The sequence below is a fragment of the Pantoea sp. GbtcB22 genome, assembly GCF_019091025.1.
GTDB classification, from domain to species: domain Bacteria; phylum Pseudomonadota; class Gammaproteobacteria; order Enterobacterales; family Enterobacteriaceae; genus Pantoea; species Pantoea leporis.
On record NZ_JAGXKB010000002.1, the window covers coordinates 41,915 to 58,793 of the forward strand.

The 16,879-nt window shown below is 49.4% G+C and carries 12 protein-coding genes; 2 read left to right on the forward strand and 10 right to left on the reverse strand.

Annotated elements, in window-relative coordinates; translation table 11 throughout:
* Window positions 1–46: 46 nt before the first annotated feature.
* Window positions 47–3,163 (forward strand): multidrug efflux RND transporter permease subunit, encoded by a 3,117-nt coding sequence (locus tag KVT28_RS08110; protein ID WP_217547619.1) that lies wholly within the window; start codon window positions 47–49, stop codon window positions 3,161–3,163.
* A 361-nt stretch (window positions 3,164–3,524) separates the two neighbouring features.
* Here the strand turns inward: KVT28_RS08110 and KVT28_RS08115 are convergent, their stop codons facing one another.
* From KVT28_RS08115 to KVT28_RS08140, 6 genes are all read right to left on the reverse strand, one after another.
* Window positions 3,525–5,069, reverse strand: a complete 1,545-nt coding sequence (locus tag KVT28_RS08115; protein ID WP_110866706.1) for a methyl-accepting chemotaxis protein — start codon at window positions 5,067–5,069, stop codon at window positions 3,525–3,527.
* A gap of 550 nt (window positions 5,070–5,619) precedes the next feature.
* The gene (locus KVT28_RS08120; RefSeq protein ID WP_217547621.1) at window positions 5,620–6,873 is read right to left on the reverse strand and encodes a sensor domain-containing diguanylate cyclase; all 1,254 of its coding nucleotides are present in this window, start codon (window positions 6,871–6,873) and stop codon (window positions 5,620–5,622) included.
* Window positions 6,874–7,350: 477 nt separating this feature from the next.
* Complete coding sequence (locus KVT28_RS08125; protein WP_101761069.1) at window positions 7,351–8,511, reverse strand: IS30 family transposase; 1,161 nt, start codon at window positions 8,509–8,511, stop codon at window positions 7,351–7,353.
* A 133-nt stretch (window positions 8,512–8,644) separates the two neighbouring features.
* Window positions 8,645–9,028 (reverse strand): Rid family hydrolase, encoded by a 384-nt coding sequence (locus tag KVT28_RS08130; protein WP_101761070.1) that lies wholly within the window; start codon window positions 9,026–9,028, stop codon window positions 8,645–8,647.
* A gap of 362 nt (window positions 9,029–9,390) precedes the next feature.
* Window positions 9,391–10,848: an MFS transporter gene (locus KVT28_RS08135; protein ID WP_217547624.1), complete on the reverse strand. Its 1,458-nt coding sequence runs from the start codon at window positions 10,846–10,848 to the stop codon at window positions 9,391–9,393.
* A 117-nt stretch (window positions 10,849–10,965) separates the two neighbouring features.
* Window positions 10,966–11,712, reverse strand: a complete 747-nt coding sequence (locus KVT28_RS08140) for an SDR family NAD(P)-dependent oxidoreductase (protein WP_217547626.1) — start codon at window positions 11,710–11,712, stop codon at window positions 10,966–10,968.
* 128 nt (window positions 11,713–11,840) lie between these two features.
* Here KVT28_RS08140 and KVT28_RS08145 point away from each other — a divergent pair, with 128 nt between their 5' ends.
* The gene (locus KVT28_RS08145) at window positions 11,841–12,701 is read left to right on the forward strand and encodes a LysR family transcriptional regulator (RefSeq protein WP_217547628.1); all 861 of its coding nucleotides are present in this window, start codon (window positions 11,841–11,843) and stop codon (window positions 12,699–12,701) included.
* Between the two features lie 89 nt (window positions 12,702–12,790).
* On the opposite strand, the gene KVT28_RS08150 is transcribed toward KVT28_RS08145, so the two are convergent.
* From KVT28_RS08150 to KVT28_RS08165, 4 genes are all read right to left on the reverse strand, one after another.
* Complete coding sequence (locus tag KVT28_RS08150) at window positions 12,791–13,357, reverse strand: DUF308 domain-containing protein (protein WP_101761761.1); 567 nt, start codon at window positions 13,355–13,357, stop codon at window positions 12,791–12,793.
* 1,200 nt (window positions 13,358–14,557) lie between these two features.
* On the reverse strand, window positions 14,558–15,148 hold the full coding sequence (locus KVT28_RS08155) for a TetR/AcrR family transcriptional regulator (protein ID WP_101761074.1): 591 nt from the start codon (window positions 15,146–15,148) through the stop codon (window positions 14,558–14,560).
* Between the two features lie 54 nt (window positions 15,149–15,202).
* The gene (locus KVT28_RS08160; RefSeq protein WP_101761075.1) at window positions 15,203–15,784 is read right to left on the reverse strand and encodes a cytochrome b; all 582 of its coding nucleotides are present in this window, start codon (window positions 15,782–15,784) and stop codon (window positions 15,203–15,205) included.
* Window positions 15,784–16,827 (reverse strand): catalase family peroxidase, encoded by a 1,044-nt coding sequence (locus KVT28_RS08165; RefSeq protein ID WP_217548500.1) that lies wholly within the window; start codon window positions 16,825–16,827, stop codon window positions 15,784–15,786. Before KVT28_RS08165 ends, KVT28_RS08160 begins: the two co-directional genes overlap by 1 nt.
* Window positions 16,828–16,879: the final 52 nt, after the last annotated feature.

The following is a 16,879-nucleotide window of genomic DNA, read 5'->3' on the forward strand; positions in this document are numbered from 1 at the left end:
TCCTAACGCACACTGCAAATTTTACTGCTTATTCCCGGATATTCCGATGCCGCAATTTTTTATTGAAAGGCCTGTTTTTGCATGGGTTATCGCCCTGTTTATTGTACTGGCAGGCATAATTGCCATTCCGCGGTTGCCCGTGGCGCAGTACCCCGCTGTGGCTCCTCCGAGCGTCAGCATTACGGTGACCTATCCCGGCGCCACGCCAGCAACGATGAATGAGTCGGTCATTTCGTTGATCGAGAGAGAAATCTCCAGCGTTGACGACATCCTCTACTTCGAGTCTTCAAGTGATACGTCAGGCACTGCCAGCATTACAGTGACCTTTAAACCCGGAACGGACATCAAGCTCGCTCAGGTTGATGTGCAGAACAAAATCAAGGTGGTTGAATCCCGGCTGCCGCTGACCGTACGTCAGAACGGTCTGAACGTGGAGGCGGCCAACGCGGGATTTCTGATGATCGTCGGGTTGCGCTCGCCCTCGGGTCGATTCAGCGAACAGGACCTGAGCGACTATTTTGCGCGTAACGTTTTTGAGGAACTACGCCGCGTGCCAGGCGTTGGCAAAGTACAGCTGTTCGGCGCTGAGAAAGCAATGCGCGTATGGCTGGACCCGGTCAAACTATTTAACTATAAGCTCTCGGTCAGCGACGTTACCACCGCGCTAAGCCAGCAGAACGCCCAGGTCTCGCCGGGCAGAATCGGCGATGAACCGGCGCAGCCCGGACAAGCTGTGACCTACCCGCTTAACGTACGAGGGCAGCTCAGTTCTGAGGAAGAGTTCCGCAACATTACGCTTAAGGCGCTAAGTAACGGTTCGCGCGTCCGGCTGGCTGACGTGGCGCGCGTGGAACAGGGTCTACAGAGCTACGCGTACGCGATTCGTGAAAACGGCCATGCGGCTACTGCCGCAGCGATCCAGCTGATGCCGGGTGCCAATGCCGTCAGCACAGCGGAGGGCGTGCGTTCTCGGCTAAATGAACTCTCAACGGTGCTGCCGCAGGGCATGGCGTTCTCGGTGCCGTTTGATACCGCGCCGTTTGTGAAGCTGTCGATTGAGAAAGTCATCCACACTTTTATTGAAGCCATGGTGCTGGTATTCCTGGTGATGCTGCTATTTCTGCAGAATCTGCGCTATACCTTTATTCCGGCAATTGTCGCGCCGGTGGCGCTGCTCGGCACTTTTACCGTAATGCTGATGAGCGGATTTTCCATTAATGTGCTGACCATGTTTGGCATGGTGCTGGCTATCGGCATCATTGTTGACGATGCGATTGTGGTAGTGGAGAGCGTTGAGCGCCTGATAGCTGAAAAAGGCCTGTCGCCAAAAGAAGCAACACGTGAGTCGATGCGCGAGATTACACCAGCGATTATCGGTATTACGCTGGTGCTTACCGCCGTATTTATTCCCATGGGATTCGCCACCGGCTCGGTTGGCGTCATCTATCGGCAGTTCACACTTTCGATGGCTGTTTCCATTTTGGTCTCGGCTTTTCTTGCGCTGACGATGACCCCTGCACTGTGTGCTTCCCTGCTGAAGCCGATTGCGCAGCACGGCGTAGATAAGAAAGGCTTTGCAGGCGTGTTTAACCGCCGCTTCAGTGCCCTAACGACAAGCTATGAGCGGGCATTGCACGCCACGCTGCGCCGTGGCGGCCGCGTCATGCTGATTTATGCCATGCTGAGTGCGGTGATTTTTGCTGCCTATCTGGCGCTGCCTTCATCTTTTATCCCTGAAGACGATCAGGGCTACTTTATGACATCGATCCAGTTGCCGTCAGATGCCACACAAGAAAGAACCCGTCATGTGGTTGATCGGCTTGAAAAAACGATCATGGAAAGGCCCGGCATTGCCAGTAATATCTCCATCTTTGGCTTTGGTTTTTCCGGATCCGGTCCGAACACCGCGATGGCCTTTACCACCCTGAAAGAATGGGGCGAACGGCAAGGCGCAACCGCTGATGGTGAAGCAAATTTTGTCCAGACGAAGATGAATGACGATCCCGCCGCAACGGTAATGAGCCTGATGCCGCCCGCGATTTCTGATATGGGGACTTCATCGGGTTTTGACCTCTACCTCGAAGATCGTGCCGGCCGCGGTTTTACAGCATTGTTGCAGACAGCCTCAGAGCTAACGGAGAAAGCCAATAACAGTGGCGTGGTCAGTGATGTCTACATTGAGGGTTTACCTGCGGGTGTAAGTGCCACTCTTGAGGTAGATAGAGAAAAAGCGCAGGCAATGGGCGTCAGCTTTGACGACATTAATCAGATGCTGTCAGTCGCGATTGGCTCAAACTACGTCAATGACTACGTAGATAACGGGCGAGTACAACAGGTTATTGTGCAGGCGGACTCCCGTTACCGTATGCAGCTGGCAGATTTACTCAAGCTTTACGTCAGGAATGCCTCGGGTGAGATGGTGCCGCTGTCGGCCTTTATCTCGACGGACTGGACCCAGTCGCCGCAGCAGCTCAGTCGTTATCAGGGCTATCCGGCGATTAAAATCACTGGCAGCGCCGCTGCTGGTTACTCCAGCGGGGCAGCGATGGCTGAAATGGACCGACTTGCCGCTTCTCTTCCAGCAGGCTATTACGCCGAGTGGACTGGCACCTCGCTGCAGGAACGTAGCTCAGCGGCTCAAATGCCGCTGTTGATCGCCTTATCCGTTCTTATTGTTTTCCTGGTGCTTGCCGCGCTGTATGAGAGCTGGTCAGTACCGCTTTCAGTAATACTTGTCGTTCCGCTGGGTATGGCTGGCGCTCTACTGGCGGTATTTCTCGCAGGTATGTCCAACGATGTTTTTTTCAAGGTCGGTATGATCACACTAATCGGGCTTTCAACCAAAAACGCCATCCTCATTGTAGAGTTTGCGCGACAACTTTATGCGCAGGGTGAACCGCTGCTTGAGGCAACGAAGCAAGCAGCCCGACTACGCCTGCGGCCAATTATCATGACGTCACTGGCTTTTACTCTTGGTGTGGTTCCCCTGATGATGGCAAACGGTGCCAGTAAGAGCACCCAGAATGCGATTGGCACAGGCGTGTTCGGCGGGATGCTTAGCGGTACGCTGCTGGCCATCTTCTTTGTGCCCGTATTTTTTGTGATTATCACATCGGCTGTGCAAAAACTTAGCGGCTTGCTGAAAAGGGTAAATAAAGGCTGAATGCTAAGCCCAGGCAATCCTGAGTTGATTGCATTGCCATTCATCGACAATGTTAATAAACCCTGCTTTAAACGCGACGACCCACTTTTCGCTCATAGTGGACGCTGTCATGCACAGCGTCCACTTTGGCAGGAGCGGACATTGTTGGTATCGTGTTTATTGTTAACTGAGCAGTTCATATTTCGATAATACCCGGCCATCGTCACTGAAAAGGTATTTAGCGCCATCTCAGCGACCCATCCTTAACAGGAAGAGCCACAGAGTAAGCTTACCTGAGGCTGTTTTCACACGGAGTCGAACGAAAAGAAATCAAACAATGCGGGGCCCAGATTAAATAAGAGCCCCAATGTGAATGAAAATATTAAACCTGGAACGCTTCAACCATGCCTCGTAAAGCATGTGCCTGAGCAGAAAGCTCTTGCGACGCAGAGGAGGACTCTTCAACCAATGCAGCATTGTTCTGCGTTACGCCATCCATTTGGCTGACGGCAATGCTGACCTGTGAAATTCCCTGCATTTGTTCGGAAGAAGCCAGAGATATCTCGTCCATCGCATCCGCGAGTTCACCTACCATGCTGACGATTTTCATGATGCTCTGCCCGGTTCCAGTCGCCACGTTCACACCACTTTCCACCTGCCCTACGGCCTGCTCAATGAGTTGTTTGATATCCCGTGCAGCAGTCGCACTTCGTTGTGCTAACGTTCTGACTTCACCGGCAACCACGGCAAATCCCCTTCCTTCTTCACCGGCGCGAGCAGCTTCAACGGCGGCATTGAGTGCAAGAATATTGGTCTGGAAGGCAATGCTTTCAATGACGGAAGTAATATCCCTCACTTTTGTCGCGCTGAGAGAAATCTCGTTCATCGTATCCGACATTTTCTGCACATCCGCCTCGCCAGCTCGCGCCAGCTCTGCTGTCCCACGTGCAACTTGTGCCGTCTGCTGTGCACCTGCAGTATTACTTTTCACCGTTGCCGTGAGTTGCTCCATACTCGCGGCCGTTTCCTGAAGCGCAGCGGCCTGCTGTTCAGTACGCGATGAAAGTTCAGTGTTGCCTTTTGATATCTCATCAGCGGCTAAAGCAACGGATCCAGCCGAGTCTTTAATTTGTGATACCAGTCCACGTAAACTCTCCTGCATACGATCTAACGATGCCAGTAGGCTGTGTTTATCGTTACGGCGCAAGGTTATTGAGGTTGTCAGATTCCCCGCGGCGATGGCTGCCGCCAGTGCCTGTGCCTGGGCGGGCTCGCCGCCTAGCTGACGCATCAGTACACGTACGATTAAATAACCGGTCACCACAGAAATAATCACCGAGAGCGCCGCCATTATTAATAAAATAAACGCTGTACGTGTCGTGGATGCACTGTTCTCAGCCATCGTATCCTTGCTGAGTGTCATTTCGATGTTTGTTAGCGCATCCAGCGATCCCATTAATGCCTGTTGCGCCGGTCGCGCAGTTTTCATGAGGTAAACCGTTGCTTCTTGCTGACGGTTATCGAGTCCCATTTGACCTGCGATCATTAACGTCTCCATCGCGGCGCTCTCAGAGGCAACGACTTTTTCAAGAGCCTCCTTCCCGTGAGAGGAAACATTGATCCTCATGCTATCCACCAGCTCACGGCGCTTCTCAATATAATTTTTCTGCTGCGAGATTAATCTTTGCCATTCAGGCTGCATTTCTACGGGATCGCTCAGTAAAGCCAGGTTGCGAACGGCAATGGCCATATCTCGAGCAATTCCCCGCATATCCTGAACCAGCGTAAAGCGCTTCATCTTGTTATTGACCGTATCTTCCATCCCATCCCGCGCCTGCCATAATGCGTTCAGAGCAATCCCCGTGCACAATACGAAAAGAATAATGAGCAGACTGAAACCCGCAGCCAGACGTGTAGATATTTTCATTTATAATTCTCTAAAAGTTCAAGATGCATTGCCGAAGAAGAGGAATTATAGACAGTGAAATTAACCCTGCCTGTGCGGCAAATTAATAAGGGCTTCACTCAAATTTATCACGCACGGAAATTATAAGAACTACTTGAGTTACCAAGGATAACTTAAGTTAAATTTGGCATTTTTAAATGCTTAGGTTTAATTTAACTCCATAAATAACTCAATTTAAATTAACCTTTATTTTAGGGAAAACATTTTAGATTTTTTTAGTTACATTATTTTAAAAACGAAGCGTGTTTTAAAAACACGCTTACTTCGAAAAAAATTTAACTTATGTTGCGCTCTTACCACTACTCAGATTGGATTGAAAAGGAAACGATAGCTTCCTGTAATACCAGTAAACGCCATAATCATACTGAAAGTCTGGCCTATTTTGCCCTCACCGTGGTAACGGCGAGCGGCATGCCCTCCTCTGGCCTGCTTCATCGCATACTTGAAGATCATGCTAAATGGAAAAGAAGTTGAGCGCCGAAGAGAGCATGTGAAACGGGCTGGCTTAATCTCACATTGGCAGCGTATCAGGTTGGAAAAATTGATATGACCCATCACGTCGTGCTTTAGCCTGATACATCGCTGTATCGGCATTTTCAAATAAGGTTTTTACCGTTTTTGTCCCAAATCGTGCCAGGCTGATGCCAATCGATGCGCCGATCTTTACTTCTACGCCATTGATAGCAAAAGGATCTTTCAGGCCGTCTATGAGGCGCAGTGCAATAGCGGCTGCAGCATCATGACTACTGCACGTTGCTGCCACGACAAACTCGTCTCCTCCCTGGCGTGCTAACGAGTCGCCCTGGCGCATGCAACTTTGTAGCCGTTCGCTTACCTGCTGCAGCAACATATCCCCTATTGCGTGCCCCATCGAATCGTTAACTGCTTTGAATCCATTCAGATCGATAAACAGGACAGTCGTATACGCAGGATCTTCTACGTGCGTAAGCATGGATTGCACTTTGTCGTTGATCCAGGCTCGGTTTGGCAGTCCGGTTAAGGTGTCGCGGGTCGCGAGCAGCTCAAGCATCAACATCTTTTCTTTATCCCGGGTGATGTCACGCGAAACCAGCACTGCTCCGATATTTTTACCTGTAGAGGGATCGCTTACGCCACAGGCCTTAGTGCCAAGTGTAATGTAGTGACCGTTACGATGCCGCTTGCGCACCTCGACGACGTCTGGTAACTCAGCACCGTTGAAGATATTTGCCAGAACTGCCGCAGCAGGCTTTTGATCGTCGATATGCAGGAAATCCACCACCAGCTGGCCCACCATTTCATCGGCTGACCAGCCTATCATTTCGCTATACGAAGGAGAGATCGAAACGTACCGACCATCCGCATCACAGTGGGCGATCAGATCAGTACTGTTTTCTATCAACAGACGATATTCTGTCGCCGTACGCAGCGCGTCCTGAAGGGCTTTGCGCTGTCCGGTAACATCTAAAACGAAGCCGCTAAACTGTGTATGAGAATCACCTGGTTGGCATGCCGGCAGACCTGAAACAATCACATGGCGCATCGTTCCATCCAGACACTTGATCGGCACCTCTATATTAAATGGCGTCTTAAACTCTAATGCCGCTGTCAGCTGCATCGCGATTTTTGCATCTTCCTCTACCAGCGCAAGGCTAAGCCACTCACAAAGGGTTATGCCTTTAAGTAGTGGCAATAAGCCTTCAGGGCTTTCCTGGCTGGCAATGCAAATGCCCCGTGCATCCGTCGACCAAACGGCAGAAAGTGTGGGTTTGATCGCGATATTCATGCTGGTGATTCCGTTGTTTGCCGATGATGCTGAACACATTTATTTCTGCTGCTAAAACCCATCAGGTGCTAAAAAAGTGCCTGATAATGATAACGTCAAGTTTTCCATCGCAGAGCTGCCAGAGCCTGTTATCAGGCATCTTAGGGCCGCAAAAGCTGATCTCTGTTTATCGGCTGATGAGTTCAGGATCTTTAGTGACCCGCATTAAACATCGCCGACCTCGACACGGCGTTTCGCTTCGTGCTTTTTATCGAGCAGGTATTATCCAGCGACATATGATGCTCATGCCATACGCGTGGGCGCGACTGAAAATGCATAGGCAATATTCAACGCTCCGTCTTCAGTCGGGCAAATATAGGTGAGTATTGAGTCATCATACTTTGCTTTCTTCTCATCGCTCTCCGAGCTGTTAACACGTGACCCGCTTCGCGGTTAAAGTGGATCGTGCAGTGTGCATGTCGGCTTTGTGCTGTGAGTTCAACTGATGGATGCAACACATTGGTTAAAACGCTCTGCGGGTGATTCATAGTCTAGCGTTTTTCTCGGTCTTTCGTTGAGCTGTCTGGCAACGCTGTTTAGTCTTTCTTGGCTGTGAACCGATAGGTCAGTTCCTTTTGGAAAATACTGCCTAAGCAATCTGTTTGTATTTTCATTGGAGCCGCGTTGCCAGGGGGATTGGGGATCGCAGAAGTAAACCTGGATATCTGTGGCTACAGTAAACCGGGTGTGGTTAGTCATTTCAGCACCCCGGTCCCATGTTAATGTTTTATAAAGCTCAGCAGGTAATTCCCGGGCTTGTTTGATGAGTGCAGATATAACCGTTATGGTCTTGTTGTCCCTGATCCTGGCCAGCATAACAAAACGGGAATGACGTTCTACGAGGGTGACGATATAGGAGTTTTTAGAGCCCTGGATCAGGTCACCTTCCCAGTGACCTGGTATGGCTCTGTCGGCGGCTTCAGGTGGCCTTTCGCTGATAGAGATCGTATTCGGGATTGACCCTAATCCTTTCCCTTTAAGCGATGATGTTCTGGATCTACGCACGACTCTTCCGCTTCTGAGGCATTGCTGCAGTTCTTTTTTTAATGCACCTCGGGTTTGTATAAAAAGCGTTTTATATATCGTTTCGTGTGACACATGCATTTCCTGATTATCCGGATAACAGCGTTTCAGCCAACCGGTGATTTGTTCCGGCGACCAGTCCTGATGCATCTTCTCTGCGATGATTTTACACAGTGTGGGTCTTTCAATTAGCTTGCAAGGTTTTGGTCTCAGAGCATTTTCCCACGCAGCAGTATCCGCTTTTGATGCACGGTATTGATTTGCACCACCGTGCCTCTTTATCTCCCGGCTAATCGTTGGGGGGGCTCTCGATAGTTTGTTTGCGATCGCCCTGATGCTGATTTTTGCTACCAGCGCTCTGGATATTTCCTCTCTTTCATCAAGTGAAAGCGCTAACGGATGCCGCTTTCGGACAGGGGGGCGGTATCCACCAGTCTGGTGGATAGTGGGCATAATAGAAGAATGATATCTGTCGAACATTCTGGCGATATCATGCAGGGAATCACCTTGCTTATATCTGTCCCAGATAATCGTCTTCTGCTCTGGCGTGTAGTTAATCCGAGTTCTTCGTTTCATGGCAACGCCCCCCCTTGATTAAGGATAGCGTTGCATCGACCCGTTGAACTCACAGCTCATAGCGGACCTGACATACCGGTCCGCTTAATGCCAGAAACCGACACAACTATTATTTTAGTGCCCACGCCTAAAACTATCTTTTGGCCACAATCCGCATTTCCACAAGGGCATTCTCAGGAATGAACTCTGACACGCCTATAGCTGACCAAGCTGGATATGGCGCCTTTACATACTCATCTTTTACTCTGGAAAAAACGTCGATATGTTTTTTGAGGTCAATGTGGAAAGTGGTCATCTCAAGTATGTGTTCATAGTTTAAACCAGCGGCATTTAAATAAACGCCAAGCTTATAAAAGGCATCATGAAATTGTTCTTCAGGATGCTTACTTATAGGTTTATCTCTTCGTGCTGCGGTAACACCGGAAAGATATACTGTGCCATCTGCTTCGATAACGGGGGAAAAGTGCCAATCATCGAAATAGTGTTGAAATTCTTCAGGGACGATAGATTTTTTCATAATTTCATCACCAGTTGATGAGTTAATAAATGTCAGCATTTACAACATTAAATGCTCTCAGCGCTCAGGATGTTCAACCTATCCACCCATTGCTCATTGAGCATAGAAGATATTGCCATGCGCGCATATCCTTATTGTGCCAGTAGCGGACGACTCTTATGTCACGATTCATTCATGAATACCGAATGAATCCCTGATACGATAAAATAAATAATCTGCCTGAAGTACGTGCAAAACGAAGAATTATCGTTGTGCATATTAACTGCAGAAACTGAACAGCCTGTCAGGAAACTAAAAATAAAAAAAGTTCTCAGCTTGCTGCCTAATTATATGGCGCTTACCGTCAGCTGAGAACTGTCGCGTTACCTTTGAGATAAGCCATCCGGAGTCATGGAGCGATCAAAGGAGCGCCGAATTAGCCTGATACTTAACCCTGCCCCTACAGCCAGGCAGATAGCCATCGTCAGAAGCGCGACGATAAAAGCATGGGTAATTATTGCGACGCTGTTACCGTTCCCCAGCATGCTGTAAAAAATGCCGCCGATAACCGCGACACTTAACGCAGTGCTAATTTGTAATGTCGAGCTGGTTACGCCAGCAATCATACCTGAAAACTGTGGCGCGACCCGGCCTGTCACCATCCGCACCAGAGTTGGCATCGCCAGCCCCTGCCCCAGCCCAGTCAGGAAAAGCAGCATGGCGAGCGGCAGCATCGCGGGAGAGTGACCGGGCATCGTCGTAGCGATCAATCCTGCCATACCTGCCAAACCTGCGGTTTCACATCCCATTCCGATGGCGCTAAGGTAATTCCCGGCATATTGCCTCAGATACGGTGTCAGTAACGGACCAATGAGAAAGCCGACACCAAAGGGTAGAAAAAGCGTGCCTGAAACCAAGGCATTTAAATGTAAGGCACTCTGCAGATAGACAGAAAACAGAAGAAAGAACGCGCCGATTGAATAAAACAATAAAACAATCATAAGTCCCTGTCCCAGCCCTGGCGCACGTAATACGCTCGGGTTGAGCAGTGGCGATCCCCCTTTGCGACTGAGGTGGTGCTCATATCGCCATAACAGTGAGGCCAGCAGCGGGAAAGCAAAAAATAACAGCCACGTCCACCAGGGCCACCCCGCCTCACGCCCTTCTATTAGCGGCACAATCAGTGTACTCAGCGTTAATGTGGCCAGCAGTGTGCCAACGGGATCAAGTCGCTGAGCAGCTCGCGCCCGTGTTTCTTTCAGCAGCGGCAGGCCAAAGAGAATCACCAGTAGCGTCACAGGCAGATTAACGAGAAAAATTGTCCGCCATCCAAGGTGGAAGAGATCGGCTGATATCAGAATGCCGCCCAGAACCTGTCCAATAACGGAGGCCAGACCAAACACGGCTCCATATATGTTGAGCGCTAAGGGTCGCTCCGCTTCGGGGAAAATGGCCTGCACGGCGGCGAGCGCCTGAGGAGCCATAATGGCGGCCGTGGCGCCCTGTAATATGCGTCCAGCAATCAGTATCCAGGATGACCAGGCAAAACCACACAGCAATGATGCCGCGGTAAAACCTATCAGCCCAAGAAAGAACATTTTTCCCCGACCATAAATATCGCCCAGGCGACCTCCGGTGATTAATGTCACGGCATACACAGCGGCGTACGATGAAATGACCAGCTGTTCCGCTGAGGAAGATGTGCTCAATTCATTATGAATAGCAGGCAGTGCCACATTAACGATAAAAAAATCGAGCGGCGGCAAAAATGCACCTACCAATAAAATGACAAACATAGTCCAACGGCGTGGCTCGGCTTGCAGGATGCTATGTGCCGACATAGATCACTCCTTATGGAACGGTACGGTCCCTGTTAGGGATGTGTGGTCATCGCAGAATGCGCAGTTGACCAATCAGTGAAGGTGAGGCCGCCTCCGGGAAACGCAACACCGCTCCGATCAGCGCATGCCGCCGGAAGCCAAAATAATCTCCCCAGTGATCCATCTGGCCTCATCGGAGGCGAGAAATGAGACGATTGGGGCGACGTCCTCCACCTGACCTACACGGCCAAGCGGCGTTTGCTCTTCATTCCAGGTTTGGAAGTCCGAGCCTATTGCGCCTGCGCTATGGCTTCCTTCCGTTTCGATCAGGCCCGGATTGACCGCATTCACGCGAATTCCCCGGGGACCGAGCTCAAGTGAAAGCACACCGGTAATGGCATCAATCGCCCCCTTAGCACCGCTGTAGATGGCACTTTCAGCAATAAAGACTCGGGTGACGAATGAACTGATATTGATGATGCTGCTGCCGTGACCCAGGTGCGGTGCGGCCGCGGCGCTTACTAACAAGGGTCCAAGCACATTGATATCAAATTGCCTGCGGTACAGCGCTTCAGTGCTCTCTTCAATTTTGGCGAACTGGTAAACACCGGCGTTGTTCACCACGATGTCGAGCCGCCCGAAAAGAGCAATGCTGGTATTAATTAGTGCCTCGACCTCAGTCTGACTGGTGACATCCGCTGCGACTGCCACAGCCTCACCCTTGGTGGCTTTAATATCGACAACAACCTTTTCAGCAGCGTCTCTATCTGAGACGTAATTGACGATAACCCTGGCGCCATCAGCTGCCAGCTGACGGGCTATACCTGCTCCGATACCTTTTGAACCTCCGGTAACCAGAGCAACTTTGTCTTTTAATTTATGCATAATCTCAGCTTCCTGTTCGTGTCACCTGAGGCGACGAATTAAAGAAGCCATGGTGATGCCTGCAAAGTTGTTTGAGAACTGACACTTTTGTATATTGGATGTTCATTTTTGAACGGTGGGATCGAAGCATGGATTGGGGGGATGTTCAGGTATTGCTTGCGGTCATGCGTAACGGCTCTTTCGGGAAAGCAGCCCTGAGTCTGGGCGTAAGTCATCCTACAGTAGGACGCCGTATCAAGGCGCTTGAGGATGAAGCGCAGCAGGCGCTGTTTCGCCGGACAACGGAGGGATTGGTGCTGACAGATGCCGGAGACGGGATCATGAAGCTAGCAGAAGCGATGGAAAATTCCGCGCTTGCCATGGAACGTCGTCTGGCAGGCAATCACGATCGCCTTGAAGGAATACTGAGAATATCATCAGCAGAATGGTTCACTAACTATGTGCTGGCCCCCGTGCTGAGTGAATTGACACGTCGTCATCCGGCGATTGTGCCGGAAATTATTGCAGGTTACCGCCTGCTCGATCTGTCGCGCCGTGATGCCGACATCGCGTTTCGCATCGTACCTTTTACCGATCCGAATATTGTTCAGCGCCGTTTGATGCGTGTGCCCTACGCACTTTATGGCACGCCACAGAATGCACAGGCACTGCTCACAGCCCCCTCTTCGGTGGGGCTGATCCTGATGAATACTGGGCAGTCACATTTTCCTGACGTCTCATGGCTTCTTGATCATTTCCCGCAGTCAAAACCTGCCTTTAAAAGCACAAGCCGCGCGGTTCAGGCGCAGATGTGTCAGCGGGGGATGGGCGTAGCCGTGCTGCCACGGCCTTTGGGTGATGCCACCACCGGGCTGCAGCGTATTGAAATGCCTGACATTCCCCCTTCAAGAGACATCTGGGTCGGCTACCATCAGGATCTTCGTCATATGGATCGCCTGCGCGCATTGCTGGATATCGCAGATATTATGTTAGCTTCAGAACAGGAATAGCCTGATGTGCCGGGTTATCAAGTTCGCCCTAAGCCGCCCATTAAATACTAATAGTCACACCATTTTTCCTGAACGCTCAGCAGGCAGCTTTATTTTTTACGCCCATTCTTTATGGTCAGTGTGATGGCTGAAATCAGGAAATAGAGAACACCAAAAGCGGCGTAAGGTGCAACCGTGGTGACATCCAGAGCAGCATTACTACTCGCCTGTTTAAACATAAACACACCCGCCAATGCAGATTGTGCTCCACTCAAGACCATAGCCCATTGTCCATTTGAATTTTTCCAGCGACGGATGGAAGCAGAAAGCTGCAATACACCAGAAAAAATCGCCCATATTCCAAAGACTTTAATGGTTGTATTCATGCTGATAGAAAGAGCCCAGATAATAGCCGCTGCGACCACCAGGCTAACGATAAAGTTAAATTTTTGGGGTGGGTTTAGTGCTAAGCCCCCTGACTGTCTTGCATCAAGATAATTGGCGAATGCGTCCCATGTAGGATACAAAACAAGCAGAATGGCACCAACTATGGGATTGTGTTTGCCAATGAATAGCGCAAGTGCAATCCAGACAATTGAACCTGCAGCACGGATATAATAATAAGCTTGAAGCCATTGATTTTGAATGTAGGTAGATGTAGCGAAATTGGATTTCATTATGATTCTCCGAAATAGGTTGGACTTCACAGAATATTCCAGACGATTGATGGCCGAATTAGAGTCGGCAATTAATCAGTCGTAGGATTAACAAAATGTGTAAAGCTTATAAAAACACGCTTTTTAAGGAAAAACAGAGCGTATAAAAATGTTGCTCGATAAAAAAACGACACTGTGTCAAAAAATTAATCTTAATTTTTTATACAGTCTTGGATTAACGATATAGGTTTAGGTCGCAAGCATTCTGGCGGTAACCTGTTCTGTCTAACCTACGTAGTCTGCGTAAACGCAAGGGCTGCCTTATGTAACCTGACACAGAGCTCCGGACTAAGTCAGGAAAAATCCCGATAAAAAAGTAGGTTAAAGGCGCCATCACAGCAACCGGAATCGTTTGCTGACATTCATATTTGAAATCGGTATTAAGTGAATAACTGCAGGGATCTCTGCGTACTTCAGGATGTTTTTTGTTCATTATCACACACGAATCAGAAAAGGATTCAGGAACATATTCCGCCTTACTGACGTCAGCTATCTCCCTGCAAAAACCGCAAGTTACGCTACGTTGTCTAAGGTGTTCACAATACTGTTTTCCTGAAAAAGAAACTGACCTGAATGGCTGTAATAACATCTTCCTGCTAGCGAGTAGTTGAGCAACCAGCGAGTCGATGTCTGCCAGGTGAGGTGGCATACTGATCGATTGCTTTAATACTGCTGACTCATTCAATCCAGAATTTCCGGAGAGTTTGAGCTGAGTCTGTAAAAAGGGCTGAAAACCTGACGCAGTGGTAACAGAAGATCGGGAATTCATTCTTTCTATGTTTAATGCTGCCAGGTCCGGCATTGAATGCAAAGCGCGGATAGTGTTCATTAATAATTTCTCCATCAAAGTAAAGTCACATTGAAATAGCCTCAATCAAAGTCTTCGCTGGCTATATCACTTCCTCCAAATCATGCTTACATTAGTACGGACAAACACTGCATTACATACCTACTAGAAGATAGGCTGAGTTACTACAATGCCACTTGCAGTTATTCTTTGTATGATCCGGATATTTCATTCAACATCACGAAATCCAGTCAACTAAATCGCTCTAATGTTTAAATATCTAACCGGTACAAAGACTGCCCATCAACTATTTCAGCCCGAGTAGCCGAACACTTGAAGAGTTCGGCTAGTAACGTTTTATTGTCTGAGTTACTTCAGCTGGTTTTCGTTAATCTTTTAATCACTGGCTCGACAATTTGCTGAAATACATCAGCGTTATTAAAGGCACGCGAAGATATAATTGCACCATGCACCGTAGCCATTAGCGATTTGGCCTCTGTAGCTGCACTTTCCCGTAGAATAAAAACGCCATTTTTTTCACCTCTGCTCAGTACATCAGTGAGCCAGTTAGTGAGATCGTTGAAATGCCCACTGACTTCCTTAGCCACTTCTTTAGGTAAAATCGTTAATTCAACAGCCAGCATCACGCAAATGCAGAAAGGAGAATTGTTCTCACGTATGCAGGTCGCCCAGAAATTCACGTAGCTGTTAATTTCACCTAATGCATCACCAGAGAAATGCTGGCTGGTTGCCGCCATTCCTGCTTGTGCCTGCTGTCGATAATCACTCACGACTGCCTGAACCAGATCCGCTTTGCCAGGGAAATGGTGGTGAATACTCGACTTACGAATCTGCACCCGCTCGGCTAAATCAGCATAACTGAAGCTGTTATAACCGCCTGCTGTCAGCAGAATTCTGGTGTGGTGCATAATCTCTTCGGCTTTCTGTGAACGTTCTGTACTCATGCTTGCTCCAGCAGCAACGGTAAAATAACTGCAAATCGATAAACGGCCACGAACCTACTCAGCGTCAGCCGGATTGTCAAGCGCACCGCGCGTCAAGCGTTTGCGTTTATATGCACCCGCCATACTGCTAAATACGCCGTCGCGCAGAATCAAAGCGTGGTACAGAGCTGCGGCAAGATGCAACATAACAGTGATGAAAAGCGCCATTGCTACCAGGCTGTGAAGCGGACGTAAAATGGCATAAGCGTTGTTGCTGATCGGAACAATGGGCGGCAGCACAACATGACCCAGTGTGACGGGATACCCCGCCGCTGACAGCATCGCCCAACCGATCAGGGGCTGAGACAGCATCATGGCATACAGTGCCCAATGAGACAGATGCGCTAAGAATTTCTGCCAGGCAGACAGCGTGGCTGGAAGTGCTGGCTTAGCAGTGCTGAATCGCAGCCAAAGCCGCACAATGACCAGCATTAAAATCATCAAACCCAGCGGCTTATGAATCGCAACCAGCAGGCCGTGCAATGATGAAACCGTGGATACCATTGCGACACCAATAAATAACATGGCCATAATAGCCGCAGCCATCACCCAGTGAAGTACGCGCAGTGCCGGGTGAAAAGTGTTGTTATGTTTCATCAGTGGGCTCCGGCCTGTTCATGAGTGCGTGCATTATAGGATTTAGCGTAAGCGGATGAGCGGGCATTAAGAAGCGGGTCATCCGAAGCCGTAATACCATCAGGTAAAATCAGCGGGTCATAGTTAATGTCGTTACAAACGCCCTGCTGTTGTGCCGTTGTCTTATTAATTGTCAGCGTTCCGGCATTAATCACCTGACGATCGGCAGGCCAGCCAATCGATGCGTCATTGCCTTTATCACCAGAGCCCGCCACTGTAACCATCAGATCCCATTTCTGCGGCCCGTTCGCTAGCCGCTGCTGTAAATCACGCTGCAAGAAATTGGCGTCGTTTTTCTCATTTTCATCCATCGCCTGATAGTCAGCGTGCGGCACCATACTCCAGCGCACCAGGTGGGAATGGCCCTCTTTATCAATGAAATTAAAGGCGTTCAAACTGTTAAATTGATCGCGGACCCAGCTGGAAGAGGGAACATATTGCTTTGCCCAGGCAAAGAAAGGTTTGATCTCTGGATGCTGACGTACAAAAGCCTGCATTCTGGCTGGATCAGGTTTACCGGTTTTTGTATCCGGTAGCGTGGCGGTTTGCAGGTCATAGAAGCCCTGCACGCTTTGTACCGGAAAAAAAGGCATTGCATTCATGCCTGTGCGCCACTGTTCACCATTTTTCTGATAGAAAGCCAGCGCCATACTGCGTATCGGTACTGCATAATCAGGCGCATTCGGATTTCCGCCTGCGATAGCTAAACGGCCCACCACGGGCGTAACGCCTGAGGCAAACAGTGCCGCACGTGACAAGGCGCTGGCGTTACCGTTGGCAGAAAAATCCCCCAGGATACAGACGCCCTTTGCATGATTACGGCGATAACCCGGGTGATTGCCATTAGATTTTTCTAAGGCAGTAATCAGCTTATCCGATGTCAGCCTGCCAGTATCCAGCCACCCGCCCGCCCACACGAACAAGGCGATCACCAGTAATGGGATCACAATTATTATCGCCAAGCGCACTATTTTATGACCGACAGAAAGAAAAGGTTTATTCATGAAAACACTCAACATTGCAGAATTTAGTTCACTGTTCATCCGGGCGTAATCA